Origin of the sequence: Pseudonocardia sp. DR1-2 (genome assembly GCF_023717215.1) — a bacterium.
Classification (GTDB): Bacteria; Actinomycetota; Actinomycetes; order Mycobacteriales; family Pseudonocardiaceae; genus Pseudonocardia; species Pseudonocardia alni.
The window spans coordinates 548,869-570,513 of record NZ_JAMQOF010000001.1; the positions used below are offsets into that span (position 1 = coordinate 548,869).

Annotated in this window: 19 protein-coding genes; 9 read left to right on the top strand and 10 right to left on the bottom strand. The window is 75.7% G+C overall.

Features of this window, described 5'->3' with window-relative positions; translation table 11 throughout:
• Positions 1 to 70: 70 nt before the first annotated feature.
• On the top strand, positions 71 to 901 hold the full coding sequence (locus ND486_RS02585; RefSeq protein ID WP_251782582.1) for a DUF427 domain-containing protein: 831 nt from the start codon (positions 71 to 73) through the stop codon (positions 899 to 901).
• A 16-nt stretch (positions 902 to 917) separates the two neighbouring features.
• On the opposite strand, the gene ND486_RS02590 is transcribed toward ND486_RS02585, so the two are convergent.
• Positions 918 to 1,409, bottom strand: coding sequence for a MarR family winged helix-turn-helix transcriptional regulator (locus tag ND486_RS02590; RefSeq protein ID WP_100877766.1), 492 nt, complete (start codon positions 1,407 to 1,409; stop codon positions 918 to 920).
• Positions 1,410 to 1,486: 77 nt separating this feature from the next.
• Between ND486_RS02590 and ND486_RS02595 the strand changes: the two genes are divergently transcribed.
• The gene (locus tag ND486_RS02595) at positions 1,487 to 2,602 is read left to right on the top strand and encodes a M20/M25/M40 family metallo-hydrolase (RefSeq protein ID WP_251782584.1); all 1,116 of its coding nucleotides are present in this window, start codon (positions 1,487 to 1,489) and stop codon (positions 2,600 to 2,602) included.
• Here ND486_RS02595 and coaA read toward each other — a convergent pair.
• Entirely contained in the window at positions 2,574 to 3,503 is a 930-nt protein-coding gene (gene coaA / locus ND486_RS02600; RefSeq protein WP_208820371.1) for a type I pantothenate kinase, read from the bottom strand. The genes ND486_RS02595 and coaA overlap by 29 nt on opposite strands.
• 313 nt (positions 3,504 to 3,816) lie before the next feature.
• Between coaA and ND486_RS02605 the strand changes: the two genes are divergently transcribed.
• The 3 genes from ND486_RS02605 to ND486_RS02615 are packed head-to-tail and all read left to right on the top strand — an operon-like array spanning position 3,817 to position 7,226.
• Positions 3,817 to 5,187: a hemolysin family protein gene (locus ND486_RS02605; RefSeq protein ID WP_251782586.1), complete on the top strand. Its 1,371-nt coding sequence runs from the start codon at positions 3,817 to 3,819 to the stop codon at positions 5,185 to 5,187.
• The gene (locus ND486_RS02610; protein ID WP_251782588.1) at positions 5,184 to 6,245 is read left to right on the top strand and encodes a hemolysin family protein; all 1,062 of its coding nucleotides are present in this window, start codon (positions 5,184 to 5,186) and stop codon (positions 6,243 to 6,245) included. Before ND486_RS02605 ends, ND486_RS02610 begins: the two co-directional genes overlap by 4 nt.
• Positions 6,246 to 6,272: 27 nt before the next feature.
• Complete coding sequence (locus tag ND486_RS02615; RefSeq protein ID WP_374231368.1) at positions 6,273 to 7,226, top strand: 3-methyladenine DNA glycosylase; 954 nt, start codon at positions 6,273 to 6,275, stop codon at positions 7,224 to 7,226.
• Positions 7,227 to 7,230: 4 nt separating this feature from the next.
• Here the strand turns inward: ND486_RS02615 and ND486_RS02620 are convergent, their stop codons facing one another.
• From ND486_RS02620 to ND486_RS02635, 4 genes are all read right to left on the bottom strand, one after another.
• Complete coding sequence (locus ND486_RS02620) at positions 7,231 to 7,428, bottom strand: hypothetical protein (RefSeq protein WP_208820333.1); 198 nt, start codon at positions 7,426 to 7,428, stop codon at positions 7,231 to 7,233.
• 126 nt (positions 7,429 to 7,554) lie between these two features.
• Positions 7,555 to 8,415, bottom strand: coding sequence for an NAD(P)-dependent oxidoreductase (locus tag ND486_RS02625; RefSeq protein WP_251782590.1), 861 nt, complete (start codon positions 8,413 to 8,415; stop codon positions 7,555 to 7,557).
• A 54-nt stretch (positions 8,416 to 8,469) separates the two neighbouring features.
• Complete coding sequence (locus ND486_RS02630; RefSeq protein WP_251782592.1) at positions 8,470 to 10,173, bottom strand: ABC-ATPase domain-containing protein; 1,704 nt, start codon at positions 10,171 to 10,173, stop codon at positions 8,470 to 8,472.
• Between the two features lie 84 nt (positions 10,174 to 10,257).
• The gene (locus ND486_RS02635) at positions 10,258 to 10,938 is read right to left on the bottom strand and encodes a DUF4232 domain-containing protein (protein ID WP_251782595.1); all 681 of its coding nucleotides are present in this window, start codon (positions 10,936 to 10,938) and stop codon (positions 10,258 to 10,260) included.
• A gap of 138 nt (positions 10,939 to 11,076) precedes the next feature.
• On the opposite strand from ND486_RS02635, the gene ND486_RS02640 reads away from it, so the two are divergent.
• Positions 11,077 to 12,162, top strand: coding sequence for a DUF368 domain-containing protein (locus ND486_RS02640; RefSeq protein ID WP_251782597.1), 1,086 nt, complete (start codon positions 11,077 to 11,079; stop codon positions 12,160 to 12,162).
• 37 nt (positions 12,163 to 12,199) lie between these two features.
• Here the strand turns inward: ND486_RS02640 and ND486_RS02645 are convergent, their stop codons facing one another.
• Together ND486_RS02645 and ND486_RS02650 are read right to left on the bottom strand one after the other, a co-directional pair.
• On the bottom strand, positions 12,200 to 13,723 hold the full coding sequence (locus ND486_RS02645) for a CoA transferase (RefSeq protein ID WP_251782600.1): 1,524 nt from the start codon (positions 13,721 to 13,723) through the stop codon (positions 12,200 to 12,202).
• On the bottom strand, positions 13,720 to 15,468 hold the full coding sequence (locus tag ND486_RS02650) for an acyclic terpene utilization AtuA family protein (protein WP_251782602.1): 1,749 nt from the start codon (positions 15,466 to 15,468) through the stop codon (positions 13,720 to 13,722). The genes ND486_RS02645 and ND486_RS02650 overlap by 4 nt, the downstream gene beginning before the upstream one ends.
• 81 nt (positions 15,469 to 15,549) lie before the next feature.
• Here ND486_RS02650 and ND486_RS02655 point away from each other — a divergent pair, with 81 nt between their 5' ends.
• A complete protein-coding gene (locus ND486_RS02655; RefSeq protein WP_251782604.1) occupies positions 15,550 to 16,455 on the top strand; it encodes a LysR family transcriptional regulator in 906 nt (301 codons plus the stop codon).
• A gap of 36 nt (positions 16,456 to 16,491) precedes the next feature.
• Here ND486_RS02655 and ND486_RS02660 read toward each other — a convergent pair whose 3' ends face one another.
• Positions 16,492 to 17,853 carry an MFS transporter gene (locus tag ND486_RS02660; RefSeq protein ID WP_251782606.1) on the bottom strand — a complete coding sequence of 454 codons (1,362 nt, stop codon included), beginning with the start codon at positions 17,851 to 17,853 and terminating at the stop codon, positions 16,492 to 16,494.
• A gap of 149 nt (positions 17,854 to 18,002) precedes the next feature.
• Positions 18,003 to 18,659, bottom strand: a complete 657-nt coding sequence (locus ND486_RS02665; protein WP_062394969.1) for a TetR family transcriptional regulator — start codon at positions 18,657 to 18,659, stop codon at positions 18,003 to 18,005.
• 142 nt (positions 18,660 to 18,801) lie between these two features.
• Here ND486_RS02665 and ND486_RS02670 point away from each other — a divergent pair, with 142 nt between their 5' ends.
• Both ND486_RS02670 and ND486_RS02675 read left to right on the top strand, forming a co-directional pair.
• Positions 18,802 to 19,734 carry a shikimate dehydrogenase gene (locus ND486_RS02670; protein ID WP_308215795.1) on the top strand — a complete coding sequence of 311 codons (933 nt, stop codon included), beginning with the start codon at positions 18,802 to 18,804 and terminating at the stop codon, positions 19,732 to 19,734.
• 4 nt (positions 19,735 to 19,738) lie between these two features.
• Positions 19,739 to 21,640, top strand: coding sequence for a TIM barrel protein (locus ND486_RS02675; RefSeq protein WP_374231370.1), 1,902 nt, complete (start codon positions 19,739 to 19,741; stop codon positions 21,638 to 21,640).
• Positions 21,641 to 21,645: the final 5 nt, after the last annotated feature.

The following is a 21,645-nucleotide window of genomic DNA, read 5'->3' on the forward strand; positions in this document are numbered from 1 at the left end:
CGTGGCAGGTTCTCCCCGTGGGTGGTTGTGTGGGTACCGACCCGCACGACCACCCACGAGGTGAGGCCACATGGGACTGACCCGCACCGACGGCCCGCTGTCGCCGTACGCGCCGACCACGGTGAACTACGCGATCGACGGCCCGCCGCACAAGCTGCTCATGCATCCGTTCCCGAGGCGGGTGCGGGCGGAGTTCGCCGGGCGCACCGTGCTCGACACCCGCGGCGGGTTCCTCCTCCACGAGTCGAACCTGCTGCCCGTGCTCTACGTCCCCGAGGCCGACCTCGACCAGGACGTGCTGGTCGCCACCGACCACACCACGCACTGCCCGTTCAAGGGCGACGCGTCCTACCGGTCGCTCGTCGTGGGCGACCGGACCGCTGAGAACGCCGTCTGGCACTACCCCGAGCCCGTCGCGGCCGCCCCCTGGCTGCGCGGGCTCGCCGCGGTGTACTGGAACGCCGCCGACGCCTGGTACGACGAGGACGAGCAGGTCTTCGCCCACCTCACCGACCCCTACACCCGGGTCGACGTGCGCCCGACCCACCGTGAGGTCGTGGTCGCCCACGTCGCGACCGACGGCGTCGAGACGGTGCTGGCCCGCTCGGAGCACCCGTGGGTGCTGTCGGAGACCGGGCTGCCGAACCGCTGGTACCTGCCCGCCGCCGACGTCGCCGTCCCGACCACGCCCAGCGGGCTGCGCACCCGCTGCCCCTACAAGGGCGAGGCGCACTACGAGCACGCCGACCTGCCCGGCGGGACACGGCTGGCCGACCTGTTCTGGCACTACCCCGACCCGCTGCCGGAGTCGGCGCGGGTCGCGGGGCTGCGGTCCGTCGCGGGCGGCAGCCGGGACGACGGCTCCCGGGTCGTGGTCACCGTCGACGGCGCCGAGGCCTGAGGGGACCCGGCAGCGCTCAGTCCTCGTCGGCGACGATCAGGGCCTCGATCGCGGGCAGCGCGGCCTCCAGCGCGGCGCGCTGGGCGGCGTCGAGCCGGTCGAGCCGGCGGGCGACCAGCGCGGTGCGCTGGCTGCGGACCTCGCGCAGGCGGTCGAGCCCGTCGGCGGAGATCGAGATGAGCACGCCGCGGGCGTCGCCCGGGTCCGCGGCGCGCTCGACCATGCCCTGGTCGTCCAGCGCGGACAGCACCCGGGACATCGTCGGTGCGGTCACGCCCTCCCGGCGGGCCAGCTCCGACAGGCGCAGCGGGCCGTGCTGCTCGACGGTGACCAGGGTCGACAGCTGCAGCGGCGGCAGCGACTCGGAGCCGTCGATGCGGATCCGGCGGTTCAGCCGGCCCACGGCCAGCCGCAGCCGGGAGGCCACCTCGTCGTCGCTCGTCTCGAAGCGGCTCGACACCACGGTGCCGCCGGAGCCGCCGGACTCGCTGCCCGATCCCTCACTCATCGCCCCATTCTGCCAAAGAAGTGATGAGCAATGGCATCGGCCCTCGGAGGCGGCGGGGTCGTGGAAGGGTCGGGGAGATGGAGACCCCCGACCCCGTCGCCCTCGCCGGCTCGCTGATCGCCCTCGACACCCGGGGCGGCGGGGAGCGCGCGGCCGCCGACCTGCTCGCCGGCCTGCTCGACGACGGCGGCTTCACCGTGCGCACCGAGCCCGACCCGGCCGACCCGGCGCGGGCGAACCTGGTGGCGCGCCGCGGCGACGGCCGCCCGCCGGTGACCCTCACCGGGCACCTCGACACCGTCCCCGCCGACCCGGCGGGCTGGTCGTTCGACCCGCACGCCGGTGACGTCGTCGACGGGCGGCTGCGCGGGCGCGGCAGCACCGACATGAAGGCCGGGGTCGCGGCGCTCGTCGTCGCGGCGCTGCGCAGCGACCCGGCCACCCCGCTGCAGCTGGTGTTCACCTTCGGCGAGGAGACCGGCGGCGACGGCGCCCGCCTGCTCACCGGCCTGGAGCCGTCACCGCTGCTGGTGGTGGCCGAGCCGACCGCCAACCGGGTGCTGCACGGCCACAAGGGCGTGCTGTGGCTGCGGCTGGTGCAGCACGGGGTCGGCGCCCACGGGTCGCGCCCCGAGCTGGGCGACAACGCGCTCGTCGCGCTCGGGCGGGTCGCGGCGGCGCTGCACGACCACACCTGGCCCGTCAGCGCCACGCACGGCGCCGCCACGGCCAACCCCGGGACGCTGCACGCCGGGGTGGCGCCCAACCTGGTGCCCGACCGCGCCGAGCTGGAGGTCGACCTGCGCCTGGTCCCCGGCCTGGACGCCGCCACCGCCCGCGACGAGGTCGCCGGGATCGCCCGCGCCGCGCTGGCCGCCACCCCCCACCGCGGCGTCCCGGACGTCGAGGTCCGCCTGGACCTGCCCGCCGTCGCGACCGACCCGGCCGACCCGCGGGCGGCCGCGGCCGCGACGGCGCTCGGGTACGGCGGGCCGGCGGCGTACGCGTCCTACTTCACCGACGCGTCGGTGCTCGTCGGGGCGCTCGGGGACCCGGCGGTGCTGGTGTACGGGCCCGGCGACCCCGAGCTGGCGCACGTCACCGACGAGACCTGCTCCGCGGCCCGGGTCGGCGAGGCCGCCGACGCCCTGGTCCCGGCGCTGGTCAGAGCTTGCGCAGCCGCACCCGCGTGACGTCGTGGTTCGGCCCCTTGGTCAGCACCGCGCTGGCCCGTGAGCGGGTGGGCAGCACGTTCTGCTCCAGGTTGGGCTGGTTGATCGTCGCCCAGATGTGCTCGGCCCGGGCCACGGCCGCGTCGTGGTCGAGCTCGGCGTAGCGGCGGAAGAACGACTGCGGGTCCCGGAACGCGGTCTCGCGCAGCCGCAGGAACCGCTCCACGTACCAGCGGCGGACGTCGGCCGTGGCGGCGTCGACGTAGACCGAGAAGTCGATGAAGTCCGACACGGTCAGCGCGCCCGCGACCGCGGGCTGGAGCACGTTGAGGCCCTCGACGATGAGGATGTCGGGGCTGCGGACCACGAGCTGGGAGTCGGGCACGATGTCGTAGACCAGGTGCGAGTAGACCGGGGCGCTCACCTCGGGGCGGCCCCCCTTGATCTCGGAGACGAACCGCAGCAGCTTGCGGCGGTCGTAGGACTCCGGGAAGCCCTTGCGCTCCATCAGCCCGCGGGCCTGCAGCTCGGCGTTGGGGTAGAGGAACCCGTCGGTGGTGACCAGCTGCACGTCGGGGTGCTCCGGGGAGCGGGCCAGCAGCAGGCGCAGCAGCCGCGCGGTGGTCGACTTGCCGACCGCGACCGAGCCCGCGATCCCGATCACGAACGGGGTGCGGGCCCCGCCCGAGCCGAGGAAGCGCCGGTAGGCCCGGTAGAGCCGCCCGCCCTCCTCCACGTGCAGGTTGAGCAGCCGCGACAGCGGCAGGTACACCTCGCGGACCTCGTCGAGGTCGACGAAGTCGCCGTAGCTGCGCAGCTGCTCGAGCTCCTGGGCCGACAGCGGCACCGTGGTCGAGGACGCGAGCTGCGCCCAGGAGCGGCGGTCGAAGTCCACGAACGGTGAGGCGCTCCCCCGGGCCAGCCCGGAGCTGCGCCGGCCGCCGTACTGCGGGGGCGCCGCGGCCGCGGGGGTCGCGCGCTCCGACGGGGGCGTCGGCTGCGGGGCGCTCACCGCTGCGCCGCGGTCGGGGCCCCGGCCACCGGCCCCCGGCGGCCGTCCGGGGGACCCGGTGGCGCGGGGAGCGGTGCGGAGGGCGACGTCGCCGTGGTCATGGCTGACCAACCTAGACCCCGGTCACGGCCCGGATCACCGTCGGGACGCCGTGAGATCACTCGCAGCTCCCGTCGGGCGGGCCGGGCGCGGCCGCCGTATCGTCGTGCACCGTTTCTCCCTGATGGAGGCCCTGAGCTCCGTGTCCGTCCTGCTCTCCTGTCTCGGGCTGCTCGCGGTCGTCGCGCTCACCCTGGGAACCGCCGTCTCCGTCGCCTCGGAGTTCTCCCTCACCGCGCTCGAGCGCAGCCGCATCGACGCCGCCGTCGCCCGCAGCGACGACCGGCGGACCCGCTCGGTGCAGCGGGCGCACGCCGGCCTGTCGTTCCAGCTGTCGGGCTGCCAGCTCGGCATCACCGCCACCACCCTGGCCACCGGCTACATCGCCGAGCCCGCCGTCGCCGAGCTGATCCGGCCGGTGCTGGAGGCCGTCGGGCTGCCCGCCGGGATCGCCTCGGGCACCGCCACCGTGCTGTCGCTGGTCCTGGCGACGGTGCTGTCGATGGTGTTCGGCGAGCTGGTCCCGAAGAACCTCGCGATCGCCCACCCGATGGAGGTGGCGCGCTCGGTGGTGTGGCTGCAGGCCGGGTTCGCCGCGGCGTTCCGCTGGCTCATCACCGGCCTGAACACCGCGGCCAACGCCATCGTGCGCCGCCTCGGCATCGAGCCGGCCGAGGAGCTGCGCTCGGCCCGCTCCCCCGGCGAGCTGAGCTCGCTGGTCCGGGCCAGCGCCGAGAGCGGCAGCATCGACCCGGGCACCGCGGTGCTGCTGGAGCGCTCGCTGCGCTTCACCGACCGCGTCGCCGAGGACCTGATGACCCCGCGCGTGCGGGTGGAGACCATCGACGCCACCGACACCGTGACCGACCTGGTGGCGCTGGCCCGCCGGTCCGGGTTCTCCCGGTTCCCGGTCGTGGACGGCGACCCGGACGTCCCGCTGGGGCTGGTGCATGTCAAGCAGGCGTTCTCGGTCCCGCCGGCCCGCCGCGCCGACACCGCGGTGCGGGACCTGGCCCGGCCGGTCGAGACCGTGCCGTCGTCGCTGGACGGTGACGAGCTCATGACCCGGCTGCGGGCGGCCGGGCTGCAGACCGCCGTCGTCGTCGACGAGTACGGCGGCACCGCGGGCCTGGTGACCATGGAGGACCTGGTGGAGGAGATCGTCGGCGACGTCCGCGACGAGCACGACCGCGGCGAGCAGAACCGGGTGCGCCGCCTCGGCGACGGGGTGTGGGCACTGTCCGGGCTGATGCGCGACGACGAGGTCGACGAGGCCACCGGCTTCCGGATGCCGCACGGGGAGTACGAGACCATCGCCGGGCTGGTCGTGGCCCGGCTGGGCCGCATCCCCGACGTCGGCGACGCCGTCGAGGTCGACGGGTGGACCCTCGAGGTCCTGCGCCGCGACCGCAACCGGGTCGCCGAGGTCCGGGTGGGCCGCACCACCGACCGCGCCACCGACCGCACCGCGGCGCACGGGGCGGTGCCGGCGTGAACGACCTGATCGCACTGCTCGCCGCCGTCGCCCTGCTCGGGGTGAACGCGTTCTTCGTCGCCGCGGAGTTCGCACTGATCTCCGCCCGCAAGGACCGCCTGGAGGCCATGGCCGACGGCGGGTCCGCCGGGGCGCGGCGGGTGCTCGACGCCTCGCACGACCTGTCCCGGATGCTCGCGGCCTCCCAGCTGGGCATCACCATCGCCTCGCTGCTGCTCGGCCGGCTCGGCGAGCCCGCCGTCGCGCACCTCATCGACGGGCCGCTCGCCGCCGTCGGGGTGCCGGAGGCGTTCGCCTACCCGGTCGCGTTCGCGGTGTCGCTGATGATCGTCGTCGTCGCGCACATGATGCTCGGCGAGATGGTGCCGAAGAACATCTCGATCGCCGGCCCCGAACGCGCGGCGATCCTGCTGGTCCCGCCGTTCCTGGTGTGGACCCGGGTCACCCGCCCGTTCATCGACCTGTTCAACGCGATGGCCAACGGCACCCTGCGCCTGGTCGGGGTGACCCCGCGCGACGAGCTGGAGACCGCGTTCACCACCGGCGAGCTCGCCGAGATGCTGGGCGACTCGCGCCGGGAGGGCCTGCTCGACGACTCCGAGAGCTCCCGGATCGAGCGGACCCTGTCCTCGGCGGAGGCGACCGTCTCCGACGTCGTCGTCGCGCTGGAGGACCTGGTCTGCCTCGACGCGGGCCCCGGCGGGTCGACGACGGTCGCCGCGCTCACCGAGGCCGTGGAGCGGACCGGGTACTCCCGCTTCCCGATCCGCGGCGCCCAGGGCAGGCTCACCGGGTACCTCCACGTCAAGGACGTGCTGGACCTCGCCGACTCCGAGTCGGCGACGATCCCGCCGCAGCGGGTGCGCAGCCTGCCCTCGGTCCCGGCATCGGCCCGCCTGGACGAGGCGCTGGCGACGCTGCGGGCGGCCCGGGCCCACCTGGCCCGCGCCGTCGACGGGCAGGACACCACCGTCGGCATGGTCACCATGGAGGACCTCACCGAGGCGTTCGTCGGCAGCGTCCGCGACGCCACCCACGCCCCCGGCACCCCGGCCTGACCGGGGCGGGTCGTACCGTCGGACACCGTGCCCACGCCCTCCGCCCCCACCACCGCCGTGCCCGTCCTCGACGGCGCCGCGTGGCGGGCGCGGGCGGCGGCGCACCGGGAGCGGGTCGCGGTGTGGACCGTGCCGCACCGCGAGCGGCGACGGCGCGGCGAGCCGCACCCGGTGTGGGACTTCCTGTTCACCTACTACTCCCACCGCCCCGCCCAGCTGGAGCGCTGGGACCCGGGTCCCGGGGTGGCGCTGGCCGACGCCGCGGAGCTCGCCGACCGCCCCGGCCACGTCACCCGGCCCGACGGCACGGTGCTGTTCGACCCCGCGGCGGCGCCGGCGCGGCTGCGGACGACGGCGGCGTTCGTGCACCGGCTGCTCACCGCCACCCGCTCCCGGGCGCCGCGGCTGGGCTGCTTCGGCCTGCACGAGTGGGCGATGGTCTACCGCACCGACGACGCCCGGCACCGCGACACGGTGCCGCTGCGCCTCGGGCGGGCGGGCACCGACGCCGTCGTCGAGTCGGCGCGGATCAGCTGCACCCACTACGACGCCTACCGGTTCTTCACCGACGCCGCGGCCCCGCGCAACGAGCTCGTCCCGACCCGGGAGCGGCAGGTCGAGATGGAGCAGCCGGGCTGTCTGCACGCGACGATGGACCTCTACAAGTGGGCCTACAAGCTCGCCCCGGCGGTGCCGTCGGAGGTCGTGGCCGACTGCTTCGCCCTGGCCGCGGACGTGCGCGAGCTGGACATGCGGGCCTCCCCCTACGACCTGTCCGGCCACGGGTTCGACCCGGTGCCGATCGAGACGCCCGCCGGGCGCGCCGAGTACGCCCGCGCCCAGGCCGGGTTCGCCGAGCGGGCGGCGCCGCTGCGCGAGGAGCTGATCGACCTCGCGGGGCGCCTCGCCGGGGCCGGTGACCGGCCCGGGAACGACGACGGGGCCGCCGGGGAGGTCCCCGGCGGCCCCGCGACCGCGTAGCGGCTCAGCTCGCGACGAGCTCGTCCAGCAGGCCGTTGCGGGCCGAGGCGACCAGGTCGGCGAACTGGTCCACGCTCATCTGCACGCGCTGGCCGAAGTCGTCGGTGACCACGATGCGCTTCTCCGGCGCGGCGGCGTCGTCGACGTACAGCTCGGGGCATCCGCAGTTGCAGCTGCCGCAGAAGGTGGCGATGTGTCGCACTCGGGTGCTCCTCGTCGTCGGTCCGGGGTGGCGGGACGGGTGCCCGCGCCGTCGTGAGGGGTCGCGCACCCTGGCCCGCCGGTTCCGGGCGTCACCCGATGGGGTCAACCGGTCACCGTCGGGGCACTAGTGCTTCGGGAGGTCGGCCGGGTCGGTGCCCTCGATGAAGAAGTCGATGTCGTTGTGCTCGGAGTCGCCGTACGGGGCGAGGTCGGTGACGCCGTGCGCGGCGAGCACCTCGTCGTCGATGAAGGTCTGCCCGGTGGGGCGGGCCGGGTCGGTCAGGACCGCCACGGCGGCGTCGGCCATGATCTCCGGGGTGCGGGCCCGCCTGCCGGCGTCGTCGCCGCCGAGCAGGTTGACCACGGCCGCGGTGGCGATGGTGGTGCGCGGCCACAGGCAGTTGGCCCGGATGCCGTCGCCGGCGAACTCGTGCGCCCAGCCCAGGGTCAGCAGCGACATGCCGTACTTGGAGAGCATGTAGGGCGGGAACTCCCCGAGCCACTTCGGGTCGAGGTTGATCGGCGGGGACAGGGTGAGGACCTGCGCGTCGTCGGAGGCCTTCAGGTGGTCCAGCGCGGCCCGGGTCAGCAGGTAGGTGCCGCGCGAGTTGATCGACTGCATGAGGTCGTAGCGCTTGGGCGTGACGTCGGCGGTGCCGCTCATGTTCAGCGCACTGGCGTTGTTGACGACGATGTCGACGCCGCCGAAGGTCTCGACGGCGGTCGCGACGGCGCGGTCCACGTCCTCCTCGACCCGCACGTCGCCGACGACGGCGACCGCCTTGCCGCCGGCCTGCTCGATCTCGGCGACCGCGGTGTGCACGGTGCCGGGCAGCCGCGGGTCGGGCTGGTCGGTCTTGGCCAGGATGACGGAGTTGGCGCCGCGGCGGGCGGCCGCGAGCAGGATCGCGAGGCCGATGCCACGGCTGCCGCCGGACATGACGATGGTGCGGCCGTTCAGGTCCCGCTGGGCAGGCTCGGTCATGGGGTCCTCCGGTGACGGTGCGTCGGTGCACGTGCTCGGAGCGCACTGTAACAGTCAGATCTGACCGTTTCTGTGGAGGTGGATCACACGCGCCGGTCGCAGTCGGTTCAGGGCGGCCGCGACCTCGTGCCGCCGCGGGACCGCGACGTCCACGGGGGCGCCCCGGGTGATCGCGTCGGGCCCCTCGCGGCGCACCGCCTCCTCCAGCCGGTCCAGGGCGTGGGCGAGGGTGACCCCGCGCAGGTCGAGGGCGGCCAGGGCGTACCCGACGCCGGTGGTCTGGCCGGGGTCGGCGAGCTGGGCGATCGCGGACAGGTCGATGTCGTCGGCGCCGAAGATGAGCCGGCCGCGGCCACGGGCGGTCACCCGGCGCCGGCCGCGCACCGAGGCGTCCACGCTGCGGGGGTCGAACTCGCGGCGCGCGAACGCCGGGAACGCGGGGTCGCCCGCCTCGTCCGCCCGCCCGGCGATCTCCCGGGCCCGCCCGGTGACCTCGGAGGCGGCGTAGTCCTGCAGCAGGACCACCGTGTCGGCGCGGTCGAGGTACTCCCCCGACCCGCCCATGACGAGCACGGTGGACACCCCGTGCCCGCGGTGCAGCGGCCGGACCCGCTCGACGAACGGGACCAGCGGCTCGGCCGGGATCAGCGCGCGCATCCGGTCGTCGCGGATCATGGCGTTGGTGGCGGCGGTGTCCTCGTCGATCAGCAGCACGCCGGCACCGGCCTCCAGCGCCTCGACCGTGGCGGCGGCCTGGGAGGTCGACCCGGACGCCGACTCCGTCGAGAAGTCGTCGGTGGGGTTCCCGGACGGCAGGCCGGTGACGAAGGCCGACACGTCGACGCGCTGCACCGAGCGCTCGTCCTCGGCGCGCACCGACACCGTGTCGGCACGGGCGACGACGCGCTCACGGCCGTCGCCGGGGACGTGGTCGTACACGCCGCTCTCCAGCGCGCGCAGCAGCGTGGACTTGCCGTGGTAGCCGCCGCCGACGATCAGCGTGACCCCCTCGGGGACGCCCATCCCGGTCACCGTGCCGCGGTGCGGGACGTCCAGCGTCACCCGCAGCTCCGGCGGGGAGACGAACGGCACCCCGCCGGCCAGCGGCCGGTCGTCGACACCGGAGGCCCGCGGCAGCACCGCGCCGTCGGCGACGAACCCGACCAGGCCACGACCGGCCAGCGCGTCGCGCAGGGCACCCGCGTCCTCGACGGTCTCCACGAACTCCTCGGCCGCGGCGGTGTCGGCGGTCTCCCAGCGCAGCGCGCCGAGCACCGCGCGGGGCAGCACGACCGTCAGCGCGGCGGCCGCGGCCCCGCCGTCGATCCGGCGCCCACGGCCGGGCAGCGGGACCGACAGCTCGGCGACGACCGTGCCGTCGGGCCGGATGCGGACCGCACTGCGGTCGAGCACCTCCTGGCCGCCCGCGTCGACCCGCAGGGTGCTGTGCTCCACGGCGCGGCGCAGGGCGCGGGCGAGGAACCCGCCGAGGGCACGCGCGCGGACGGCGCCGCGGTACAGGCCGGGCGGCAGTCCCGCGGTCCGGGCGGGCACGGTCACCCGCAGCCGCGACGGCGGCGCGAAGGGGTCGGCCTGCACCGTCCGGATCTCGAGGTCGTAGCCGTCCTCACCCGTCCAGACGCCGGTGAGGCCCTTGTAGGAGCGGTACGAGGCTCCGTCGAGGTCCTGCAGCCGGTGACCGAGCGCGGCGACGTCGCCACGCCGGCGGGGCGCGTCCGGGCGGTCGTGCGGGGTCATGCGGGGCTCTCTCCTCCACCGTCGTGGCGGCCACCCGCGGGCCCCGCCGGGCCCGGTCCGCGGCGGACCGGGCCCGGGCGCGGGTCAGCGCGCGGTGAACGCCTGGATCACCAGCTGGTCCCCGGGCGGGGTGGCGGCGCAGCCGGTGCCCTCCATCGGGACGAACAGCGAGTCGGTCTCGCCGGGCGGGTAGACGCGCAGGCCGCGCACGGCCGTCGGGCGGCAGGCCGCCTCGTCGAAGTTGCGCACGTTCACCACCCGCAGTGTCGCACCGGCGGTCCCGCCGGGGGCGAGGCGCACCGGGTCACCGTGCCCGCCCTGCATCGCGGCGGCCGGGCCGATCTGGTGGCCGTCGTCGCCGCCGACGTAGGACACGCCGGGGAAGCCCCGCACGTAGCAGGTGCGGCCGCCCTGGTTGCGCAGCGTCAGCGTCACGTACGACGAGCCCGCGGCGCCGCCGCCCGGGTCGGCCGCGACCGAGCCGGCGAGCTCGGAGGTGTGGCAGCGCTCGTCGCCGCCCGCCTCGGCGCCCCCGGTGCCGGTGTGGGTGCCACCGTTCCCGGCTCCCCCGGCCGATCCGGTGCCCCCGGCGTCGGACACCGGGGCGCTCGTCGTCGGCGCGGCGGCACTCGGGGTGGCGGAGGCGCCGCCGGGCCCGGCGGCCGCCGGCCAGTCGCCACCGCCCCCGCAGCCGGCCAGCACGGCGCCGCAGGCGGCGATGGTCACGGCCCAGCGGGCGGTGCGGTGCAGGACGTACCCGTCCATGTCAGTCCCCCGATCGTCATGGTGTGTACGTCTCCTCGGACGTATCGGCACGCAACCGGTTGCCCCGATCCTTCGTGATGCGAACGAGAGTTCACCCGTCCGTTCCCGACAGTCGCCCGGTCGGTACCGTCCTGTCCCGTGTTGTCGCGTATGTCCGGTATTCATCTGGCCCGTGGGGCCGCGATCGGCGTGGTCGAGACCATCCCGGGGGTCAGCGGCGGGACCATGGCCCTGGTCGTCGGGATCTACGAGCGCCTGATCGCCCAGGGGGCCCACCTCGTCGCCGCGGCCCGGGGGCTGCTCCCGGGGGCGGCGGGCGGTGACGCGGCGCCCCGCGAGGAGCTGCGACGGCTGGACTGGGGCCTGCTGCTGCCCGTCGCACTGGGCATGGTGCTGGCGGTCCTGGCGGCGTCGCAGGTGCTCCCGGGGCTGATCGAGGACCACCCCGTCGGCGCCCGGGCGGTGTTCCTGGGGATGGTCGCCGCGTCGGTGGCGGTCCCGCTGCGGATCACCGGGCGGCTGCGCGGGCCGCGCGAGTGGGCGCTGGTCGTCGTCGCGTTCGTGGCGACGTTCGCGGTCAGCGCGCTCCCCCCGGCCGTCGGCGACGGCCGCCCGCCGATGCCGCTGGTCGGGCTGGCCGCGGCGGTCGCGGTGTGCGCGTTGGTGCTGCCGGGCTTCTCCGGGTCGTTCCTGCTGCTGGTGTTCGGGCTCTACGAGCCGACCCTGCGCGCGGTGCGCGACCTCGACCTGGCCTACATCGCGGTGTTCGGGCTCGGCGCCGTGCTGGGGCTCGCGAGCTTCGTGTCGGTGCTGACCTGGCTGCTGGAGCACCACCGCCGCACCCTGATGGTGATCATGACCGGGGTGCTGCTGGGGGCGCTGCGGGCGCTGTGGCCCTGGCAGGACGACGCCCGCGGTGCCCTGGCGCCCGACCCGGGCTGGTGGTGGATGCTGCTGCCGGCCGCGGCCGGCGCCGCGGTCGTCCTGGCGATCATGGCCGTCGAGCGGCGGGTGGACGGGTCGGCGGCGCCGGCCGCCCCGGACGACACCCCCGAGCACGCCCCTGACCGGGCCGCGACCCGGGTCATGGACCGCGTCCCGGGCCCCGTCACGGACCCGGGCGCGCACCGCGCCGTGGACCGGACCGTGCATCGAACCGTGGACGACGCCGACGTGACCCGCCCGATCCCCCGGGTGGAGCCGCCGCCGCGCCGCGACCGCTGAACGGCGGGCCGGGGATCCCGACGGCCGGGCGCCCGGCTCAGCGCTCCAGCCACTCCGGGCGTCCGGAGCCGCGCGGGACGAGCACCGTGCGGTACTCCCCCGGCGTCGCGCTCATCGTGACCTGGTCGGTCACCCCCTGGTAGTGCCCCAGCGGGGTCTGCGCGGTGAACGTCTCCGGGGCGGGGTAGGCGTGGCGCTCGCCGGTGCCCGCGACCTCGCGGGCGTAGCCGAGGTCGAGGACCCCGAGCTCCAGCATCCAGAGCGCGGCCCGGGCCAGCGACACCTCCACCGCCCAGGAGCCGCCCTCCACCGCGCGGCGGCGCAGTGCCGCCGCGACCCCGGCGGCGGTCAGCCAGGACACGATGTAGTCGTTGACGACCAGGATCGGTGAGAGCCGGGGCGCCACCGTCGGGTCGGTGGCCGAGCCGCCCTCCAGGGTCATCATCCCGACGAGGGTGCCCGCGGACTGGTCGAACCCGACGCGGTGCGCCCACGGCCCGACCGGCCCGTGCAGGGTGTTCGAGGCGTGCACGATGCCGGGCCGCACCGCGGCGGCCTCCTCGGCGGACAGCCCGAGCCGGGCCAGGTAGCCGGGGCGGCGGTTGGCGTAGAACACGTCGGCGTCGGCGAGCAGCCCGCGCAGCAGCGCGGCGCCGTCGGCGGCGTGCGGGTCGACCGTGGCGGACCGGACGCCGACGTTCGCGGTGACGTAGGTGCTGTCGTGCTCGAACTCCGTGGGGCGCCAGATGTTGAGCACGTCCGCGCCGTGCAGGGCCAGCGCGCGCCCGGTCCCGGCGCCGGCGATGACGTGGCCCATCCCGAGCGCGCGCAGCCCGTCCAGCGGCAGGTCGGCGCGACGACGCCGCGGGAACGGCTCGGGCGGGGCGTCGCCGATGCGGCGCAGGGTGATCGGCGGGGTGCCGGCCAGCGCCGCGTGCTGCTCGGTCGCGAGCCACTCGGCGGGGGTGCGGGCCATCGGCATGACGATGCCGGCGTCGCTCGCGGCCGCCTCCAGCTCGGCGGCGTCCCACCGGGCGACCGCGTCGGCGACGCCGCTCTCGGGCACCCCGAGGAAGGTCTCGGCCCGGGCCCGCAGTGCCGGGTACGGGTTGAGCGGCATCACCCAGCGGTCGTCGCGGGTGCGGTGGAAGGAGAACCCGAGCGCCTGCGAGGTGATCGCCGGGCTGGCGGCGGGATGGCCGTTCACCAGCTCCCAGCGGCGGTCGTAGAACGGGCACAGCCGGTGCGGGGCGCGGCGCACGTCGACGGTGACGTCCTGGCCGTCGCCGCCGCGGTCGCGGTGCACCGCGGCCATCCCGACCGACTTCGCGGCGAGCGCGACGGCCGCACCGCCGCCGAGGCGCAGCGCGCTGGGCACGACCGGGTCGGCGCCGACGAAACCGACCCGCCCGCCGGCGTCGGCGCCGCTCATCCCGACGCAGCCCAGCAGCTCGTCGAGGGCCGCGCCGGGGTCGAAGGCGTCGTCGGTGGCGGGGGACGCGACGTTCGCGAGGATGCGCTCGGCGGTGGCGTCGCCGGTCGTGGCGCCGGTGGTGGTCATGCGGTGGGTCCTTCCACGTGCCGGGCCCGCAGGTACTCGCCCACGGACTTGCCGATCTGGTCCACGCGCAGGTTGGCCGAGCCGCCCGAACCGAGCAGCCCGACGAGCACCAGGTGCACCGCGCGCAGGTGCGGGAACTCGTGGCGGACGATGCGGCCCCGGGCCTCGGGGAGCAGCGCGGCCGCCCGCTCGGTGGTCAGGGTGGCACGCAGCCACTCCCAGTGCGCGTGGTCGCGGCACCAGACGCCCACGTTGGCGTTGCCGCCCTTGTCCCCCGCCCGGGCCCACGCGTAGTCGCCCAGCTCGGCGCGCGGGCCGGTCGGTGCGGGCAGGTCCGGCTCCGGGTGCACCGGCTGCGCGGTCTCCTCCGGGGTGGCGGTCCGCGTGGCGCACGGGACCTCGACCCGGCCGCCGTCGTCGAGGACGGCGTGGTGGTCGAGCAGCGCGGACTCCAGCAGCGCGGGCCAGTACTCGATCCTCGGCCACGGCTGGGACGCCCGTGGCGCGTGCCCGTCGTGGTGGAAGCCGGGGAAGCCCTGCAGGTACAGCGACCCGACGGCCGGTGCGAACCGGAGCAGCGGCTCCTTCTCGCGGGCGGTCGCGATCACCCGGATCGGGACGGTCGCCGCCCACTGGGTCGGCGGGTCGACCGCGGCGACGCCGAGCGGGGTGACCTCCAGGGAGTCGACGTGCCCCTCCAGGGCCGCGCGCAGCTGGGTGCGCAGCAGCTCCACCTTGCCCTCGACGTCCGGGGCGGTGCAGAACAGCATCGTGGAGATCTCGTAGCCGATCGGGGCGAACACCGCGACCTTCGCCGTGGGCGGCGGCGGGGACCCGGTGACGGGGCCGATCGCGACCCGGTCCGGGCCCTCCCGGCTCAGCCGCACGGTGTCGAGGTGCACGGTGACGTCGGGGTTCAGGTAGCGGGGGCCCTGGATCTCGTAGAGCAGCTGCGCGGTGACGGTGTCCACGGTGACGGTGCCGCCGTCGCGGGCGTGCTTGGTGATCACCGAGGAGCCGTCGGCGGCGACCTCGGCGATCGGGAAGCCGGGGCGCAGCATGCCGGGCACCGACCGGAAACCGGAGAAGTTGCCGCCGGTGGCGTGCGCGCCGCACTCGATGACGTGCCCGGCGGTGACCGCGCCGGCCAGCGCGTCGAACTCGTCGGGGCCCCAGCCGTGCCACCAGGCGGCCGGGCCGGCGGTGAGCGAGGCGTCGGTGACCCGCCCGGTCACGACGACGTCGGCGCCGGCGGCCAGCGCCGCGGCGATCCCGAAGCCGCCGAGGTAGGCGTTCGCGGTGATCGGGGTGGACCCCCAGTCCTTGAGCGGGGCGCCGGTGTCGAGGTGCTCCAGCCCGTGGCCGTCGGTGTGGAAGTCGGCGAGCCGGTCGAACACCCCGTCCCCGGCGACGTGCGCGACCCGCAGCGGCAGCCCGGCCGCCGCGATCCGGGCGCGCAGTTCCTGCGCCATCCCGGCCGGGTCGAACCCGCCCGCGTTCGTGACGACCCGGATCCCGCGCCGGGCGATCTCGGGCAGGTGCGGGGTGAGCTGGTCCAGGGCGTAGGCGACGTAGCCGGGGCCGCCGCGCCCGGCCGCGGCGGCGAGCGCGGCGAGGGTGATCTCGGCGAGGTAGTCGCCCATCAGGACGTCGACCGGGTCACCGGCCATCGCCTCGTCGACGGCGGTGTACCGGTCGCCGAGGTAGCCGGAGACGTTCGCGATGCGCACGGGACGGGAGGCCATGCCGGTCACGCTAGGACGGCGGCCGGACCGGTGACCAGGACCGATGGATGCAGGTCGGCGTGACCTCTAGGGTCACGGTCCGTGGAGCTGTTCCATCTGCGGTACTTCCTCGCCGTCGCCGACGAGCTGAACCTGACCCGGGCGGCGGCCCGGCTGCACCTGGCCGCGTCGCCGTTGTCGCGGCGGGTCCGCGACCTGGAGCGGGAGCTCGGCGCGCCGCTGTTCACCCGGTCCGCGCGCGGGATGGCGCTCACCGCGGCCGGACGGGCGCTGCTGCCGCGGGCCCGCGACATCGTGGCCCGGGTCGAGGCGCTGCCCGGCGCGCTGGCCGCCGCGGACGGGCACCCGGTCGTCGTGGTGGGGATGGCGCCGGACGTGACCGCGGCGGTCCGCGACGGCTTCCTGGAACGGCTGCGGGCCGCCCGCCCGGAGCTGGCGGTGCGGATCCGGCCCGGGACCAGCGCGGAGCTGGCCCGTGCGGTCGCCCGCCGCGAGCTGGACCTGGCGTTCCTGCACGGCGGGACCGAGGACCCCGGGCTGACCGTGCGGCGGGTGGACACCCGGCCCGCCGCCGTCGCCGTCGGGCACGGGCGCGGCTTCGACGACCGCACCGAGGTCCGCCTCGAGGAGCTGGCGGAGCTGCCGTACGTGTCCATCCGCTACGACGCGGCCCCGGCGGTCTACCGGGCCACCGGGGAGCTGCTCGCCCGGCACGGCGTGCACCGGCGGATCGAGCTCGACACCCACAACCCGGGCGACCTCACCCACGTCGTGGCGGCCGGGGAGGCGTTCACACTGGTCGGACTGGGGTCCGGCGCCACGCACAAGGCGTTCGTCGGGGAGCCGGTGCACGTGCTGCCGGTGACCGGGGCGCAGGTGCGGCTGGGCACCGACGCGGTGTGGCGCGGTGACCGGGCCGCCGACCCCGGCGACGTCGTCGGGGTGCTGGCGGCCGCGGCCGGGACGCCGGCGGGCCCCGTGGCGTGACGCCACGGGGCCCGCTGCGGGACGGGTGCGGTCGGGTCAGACGCGGGCCGGGACCCGGTCGCGGGCCTCGAAACCGGCCTCGATCTCGTCGAGGGTCAGGTGCGCGGTCTCCCGGGCCGACCAGGCCGACGCCGCCGCCACCAGGCAGATCACACCGCCGAACACGGCCACCGGCAGCCAGCCGCTGACGCTGTTCGCGGCCAGGGCTGCGGCGATGGTGGGGGCGAACCCGCCGAACGCGAAGCCGATCTGGGTGCCGACGGCCATACCGGTCAGGCGGACCTTGGCCGGGAACATCTCGCCGTAGAACGAGGGCCACACGCCGTTGGCGGCGCTGTAGACGATCCCCGAGAGCAGGATGCCCACGCCGAAGACCAGCAGGTACACCCCGGTGGACACGGCCCACAGGTAGGCGGCGAGCAGCACCGCGCTGCCCAGCGCTCCGGCGATGAACACCGGGCGCCGCCCGATCCGGTCGGCCAGGACGGCGAACAGCGGGATGGCGGCGAGGGCGACGACGTTGGCGCTCACGACGACCCACAGCATGGTCGAGCGCTCCAGGCCGACGGTGTTGACCGCGAACGACAGAGCGAACACCGTCATCAGGGTGCTGACCGAGGCCACCGTCGCGGCGAGGGTGACACGCAGCAGGTTCGGCCAGTGGCCGCGGAACAGCGCCGCGATCGGGAGCTCGTCCTTCGCCTTCGGCGCGCCGTCGGTGTCGGCGACCTCGGTGGTGAACACCGGGGTCTCGTGCAGCGTCCGCCGGATCAGCACACCGGCGACCATCACCAGCACGCTCGCCCAGAACGGCACCCGCCAGCCCCAGGACAGCAGCGCGTCCTCGGGCAGCAGCGCGATCGGCAGGAACACCGCGGTCGCGATGATCTGCCCGCCCTGGGTGCCGGACAGGGTGAAGCTGGTGAAGAACGCGCGGCGGCCCTGCGGGGAGTGCTCCAGCGTCATCGAGTTCGCGCCGGCCTGCTCACCGCCCGCGGACAGGCCCTGCAGCAGCCGGCAGGTCACCAGCAGCGCCGGGGCGAGCACCCCGACCTGGCCGTAGGTGGGCAGGAAGCCGATCGCCAGCGTCGCTACCCCCATCATCATCAGGGTCGCGACCAGCACCTTCTTGCGCCCCAGTCGGTCACCGATGTGACCGAAGAGCACCGCACCGAGCGGGCGGGCGACGTAGCCGAAGCCGAAGGTGGCCAGCGACAGCAGCGTGCCGGCGACCGGGCTGGAGTCGGGGAAGAACACCTTGTTGAACACCAGCGCCGCGGCGGTGCCGTAGATGAAGAAGTCGTAGTACTCCAGGGCGCTGCCGATCCACGCGGCCAGGGCGGCACGTGTCGGTTGCGCCTGCGGCGCGGTGGGCGCGTCGGACGGTTGCTGGCTCACGGTGGCTCCCGGCGTGTGCGACGTTGCAGGCACTGGTGTGGACGACGGCTCCCGGGCGGCGAGCCGCTCGCTTATGTACCGTCTGGTTACGTACCGAATAGTGAGTTGCGCCGCGACGCGTGTCAAGAGCCGGATGGACGCCGGTCCCGTCAGTCCTGTCCGACGCGGGCGGTCAGGTACTCCACCACCAGGTCACCGACCATGCGGCGGTAGTGCGCCCGGCGGGCCGGGTCCAACAGGTCGCGGCCGAAGATGGCCGAGACGGTGTGCCGGTTGGCCACCCGGAACACGCAGAACGAGCTGATCAGCACGTGGACGTCGAAGGCGTCGACGTCGTCGCGGAACATGCCGGTCTCCCGGCCGCGGGCGAGGATCGGTTCCAGCACTCCGACCGCGGGCCCGGCCAGCCCCTCGCGCACCGGGGAGGAGCGCAGGTGCTCGGCGTGGTGGATGTTCTCGATCGCCACCAGCCGGATGAAGTCCGGGTGCGCCTCGTGGTGGTCGAAGGTGAGCTCGGCGACCGCACGCACCGCCCGCGCCGGGTTGAGGTCCGACACCGACAGCTGCTGCTCCAGTGCCCGGATCCCGGCGTAGGCCCGTTCGAGAACGGCCAGGTAGAGACCCTGCTTCGAGCCGAAGTAGTAGTAGAGCATCCGCTTGGTGGTGCGGGTGCGCGCGGCGATCTCGTCGACCCGCGCCCCGGCCAGCCCCCGGTCGGCGAACTCCGCGGTCGCCTCGTCCAGGATCTCGGTGCGGGTGCGCTCGGCGTCGCGCTGCCGGACGCCGTCCTCCGGTGCCGCTGCCACTGCGGTCCCCCTCCGCCGGTCCGCGCCGCCGGGATCCCGGCGGCGTCCCCGGACTCTACGGATCGCCGGCCGTCTCCCCTGGCCGATCCGTCCGCCGTCCGGTACAACTAACCGTACGGTACATAGATCCGAGGAGGGATCCGTGCGGAGCAGCAGCGAGACCCGGCGCGACACCGACGCCACCGGAACCGGCACACGGGTGCGGACGGGGCTGATCGGCGCCGGCATCGGTCCGTCGCTGTCGCCCGCCCTGCACGAGCGCGAGGGCGCCGCGCACGGCCTGGACCTGACCTACCGGCGCCTCGACCTCGACGTCCTCGGGGTCGCACCGGACGCCGTCGGCGACCTGCTCCGCCGGGCCCGCGCCCAGGGCCACGCGGGACTCAACATCACCCATCCCTGCAAGCAGCGCGTGATCGGCCACCTCGACGCCCTCGCCCCGGACGCCGCCGCCATCGGCGCGGTCAACACCGTCGTCATCGGCACGGACGGGTCGATGACCGGGCACAACACCGACTGGACCGGGTTCCGCGACGGCTGGCGGGCCGGGCTGCCCGGCGCCGCGACGGGCCGGGTCGTGCTGCTGGGTGCCGGGGGCGCCGGCGCCGCGGCCGCCTACGCCATGGCACGCGAGGGCGTCGGCGTCCTGCAGGTCGTCGACGTCGACGGGGACCGCGCCGCCGCGCTCGCCGCGTCGGTGACCCCGCACCTCGCCCCGGGCGCGCAGGCCACCGGCCACCCGTCGCCGGAGCTGGCCGCGCTGCTCCCCGGCGCCGACGGCCTCGTGCACGCCACACCGGTGGGGATGGCCGAGCACCCCGGCCTGCCGTTCGACCCCGCGCTGCTCGCGACCCGCCCGTGGGTCGCCGAGATCGTCTACCGGCCGCTGGACACCGCGCTGCTGGGTGCGGCGCGCGCCGCGGGCTGCCGCACCGTCGACGGCGGCGCAATGGCCGTGCACCAGGCCGCGGAGGCGTTCCGGCTGTTCACCGGGGTCGCACCGGACCCGGCACGGATGCTCGCCCACCTCGCCGAGCTGATCACCGCCGAGCAGGAGGCCGCCCGTGTCGCCTGAGACCGTGCCCACCGGAACCGTGCCCACCGCAACCCCGGCCACCACGACCCCGGCCACCGGGACCGCGCGCCTGTCCCTGGCCACGGTCTGCCTGTCCGGCACGCTGGAGGACAAGCTCGCCGCCGCCGCGACCGCCGGGTTCGACGGCGTCGAGATCTTCGCGCCGGACCTGCTCGCCGACCCCGGGTCCCCGGCGGCGATCGGAGCCCGCTGCCGCGACCTGGGCCTGTCGGTGGACCTCTACCAGCCGCTGCGCGACATCGACTCGACCGACCCCGACCGGTTCGCGGCGAACCTGCGCCGCGCGGACGCGACCTTCGAGGTCATGGCGGGGCTCGGCGCCGACACCGTGCTGGTGTGCTCCTCGGTGTCCCCCGACGCCGTCGACCCCGCCGCCGACGCCGACCTGCTCGCCGCCCAGCTGCACACCCTCGCCGCCCGCGCCCACGAGCGCGGGCTGCGCATCGCCTACGAGGCGCTCGCCTGGGGCAGGCACGTCGACACCTGGGACGCCTCATGGGACGCCGTGCGCGCCGCCGACCACCCCGCACTCGGCCTCTGCCTGGACTCCTTCCACGTCCTGGCCCGCGGCTCGGACCCGGCCCCGATCGCCGAGGTCCCCGGCGGGAAGCTGTTCTTCCTGCAGCTCGCCGACGCCCGGGAGCTGTCGATGGACGTGCTGTCCTGGAGCCGTCACCACCGGCTGTTCCCCGGTCAGGGCGGGTTCGACCTGCCCGCGTTCCTCGCCCCGGTGCTGGCGGCCGGGTACGCCGGGCCGCTGTCGCTGGAGGTGTTCAACGACGTCTTCCGACAGTCCGACCCGGTCCGCACCGCCGTCGACGCCCGCCGCTCGCTGATCGCCCTCGCCGAGGCCACCGCGCTGGCCGGTGCCGGGACCGACCCGGTCGCCACCGCGGCGCCGTCCCTCGACGGGACCGCGTTCGTCGAGCTGACCGCGGGCCCGGAGCTGGGCCGGGTGCTGCGCGCGCTGGGGTTCAGCCGTACCGGGGTGCACCGCACCAAGCAGGTGGAGCGCTTCGAGCAGGGCGGTGCCCGGCTGCTCGTCAACGCGGCGGGCACCGGGTCCGGTGCGGTCGCGGCGATCGCCGTCGAGACCCCCGACCCGGACGCCTCCGCGCGCCGGGCCGCCCGGCTCTGTGCCTCCCCGGTCCCCCGCGCGACCGGGCCGGGGGAGGCCGAGTTCGCCGAGATCCCCGCACCGGACGGCACGGCGCTGTTCCTGTGCCGCACCTCCGGCGACGCGGGCCCGGACTCCACGCACGGCCCCGCCTGGCCGCACGACTTCGTCGGCGTCGACGAGGCGCCGGCCCCCGGGACCGGGATCACCGGGATCGACCACGTCGGCCTGACCCAGCCCTACGACGCGTTCGACGAGGCGGTGCTGTTCCACCGTGCCGTCCTCGGCCTGGACCCGGTCGGCGACGGGGAGTACGCGGCCCCGTTCGGGCTGGTCCGCAGCCGGGCGCTCGCCGACCCCCGGCGCCGGCTCCGGCTCGCGCTGACCGTGTCGGTGCTGCGTCGCGGGGACTGGAGCCCGGCCGTCGCCGACCCGCAGTACGTGGCCCTGGCCTGCGACGACGTGCTCGCCACCGCCGCCGCGGCACGGGCCGCCGGGGTGCCGCTGCTCGCGGTGCCCGCCAACTACCACGACGACCTGGCCGCCCGGCTCGACCTGCCCGCGGACACCGTCGCCGCCTACCGGGAGCTCGGGGTCCTGCACGACCGCGACGCGCACGGCGACTACCTGCAGGTCTGCACCGAGCTGCTCGGCGGACGGCTGTTCCTCGCCCTGGTGCAGCGCACCGGCACGCACGACGGTCACGGCTGGCCGGACGCCCCGGTCCGGATGGCGGCCCACCGCCGGTCCCGGCTCGCCCGTGGCTGAGCGGT

Excerpts from the sequence above, each read along its gene's own strand:
- ND486_RS02650 (WP_251782602.1), bottom strand. The coding sequence starts at position 15,468 with ATGGCCTCCCGTCCCGTGCGCATCGCGAACGTCTCCGGCTACCTCGGC.
- ND486_RS02625 (WP_251782590.1), bottom strand. The coding sequence starts at position 8,415 with ATGACCGAGCCTGCCCAGCGGGACCTGAACGGCCGCACCATCGTCATG.
- ND486_RS02630 (WP_251782592.1), bottom strand. The coding sequence starts at position 10,173 with ATGACCCCGCACGACCGCCCGGACGCGCCCCGCCGGCGTGGCGACGTC.
- ND486_RS02645 (WP_251782600.1), bottom strand. The coding sequence starts at position 13,723 with ATGACCACCACCGGCGCCACGACCGGCGACGCCACCGCCGAGCGCATC.
- ND486_RS02635 (WP_251782595.1), bottom strand. The coding sequence starts at position 10,938 with ATGGACGGGTACGTCCTGCACCGCACCGCCCGCTGGGCCGTGACCATC.
- ND486_RS02595 (WP_251782584.1), top strand. The coding sequence starts at position 1,487 with ATGGAGACCCCCGACCCCGTCGCCCTCGCCGGCTCGCTGATCGCCCTC.
- ND486_RS02605 (WP_251782586.1), top strand. The coding sequence starts at position 3,817 with ATGGAGGCCCTGAGCTCCGTGTCCGTCCTGCTCTCCTGTCTCGGGCTG.
- ND486_RS02585 (WP_251782582.1), top strand. The coding sequence starts at position 71 with ATGGGACTGACCCGCACCGACGGCCCGCTGTCGCCGTACGCGCCGACC.
- ND486_RS02590 (WP_100877766.1), bottom strand. The coding sequence starts at position 1,409 with ATGAGTGAGGGATCGGGCAGCGAGTCCGGCGGCTCCGGCGGCACCGTG.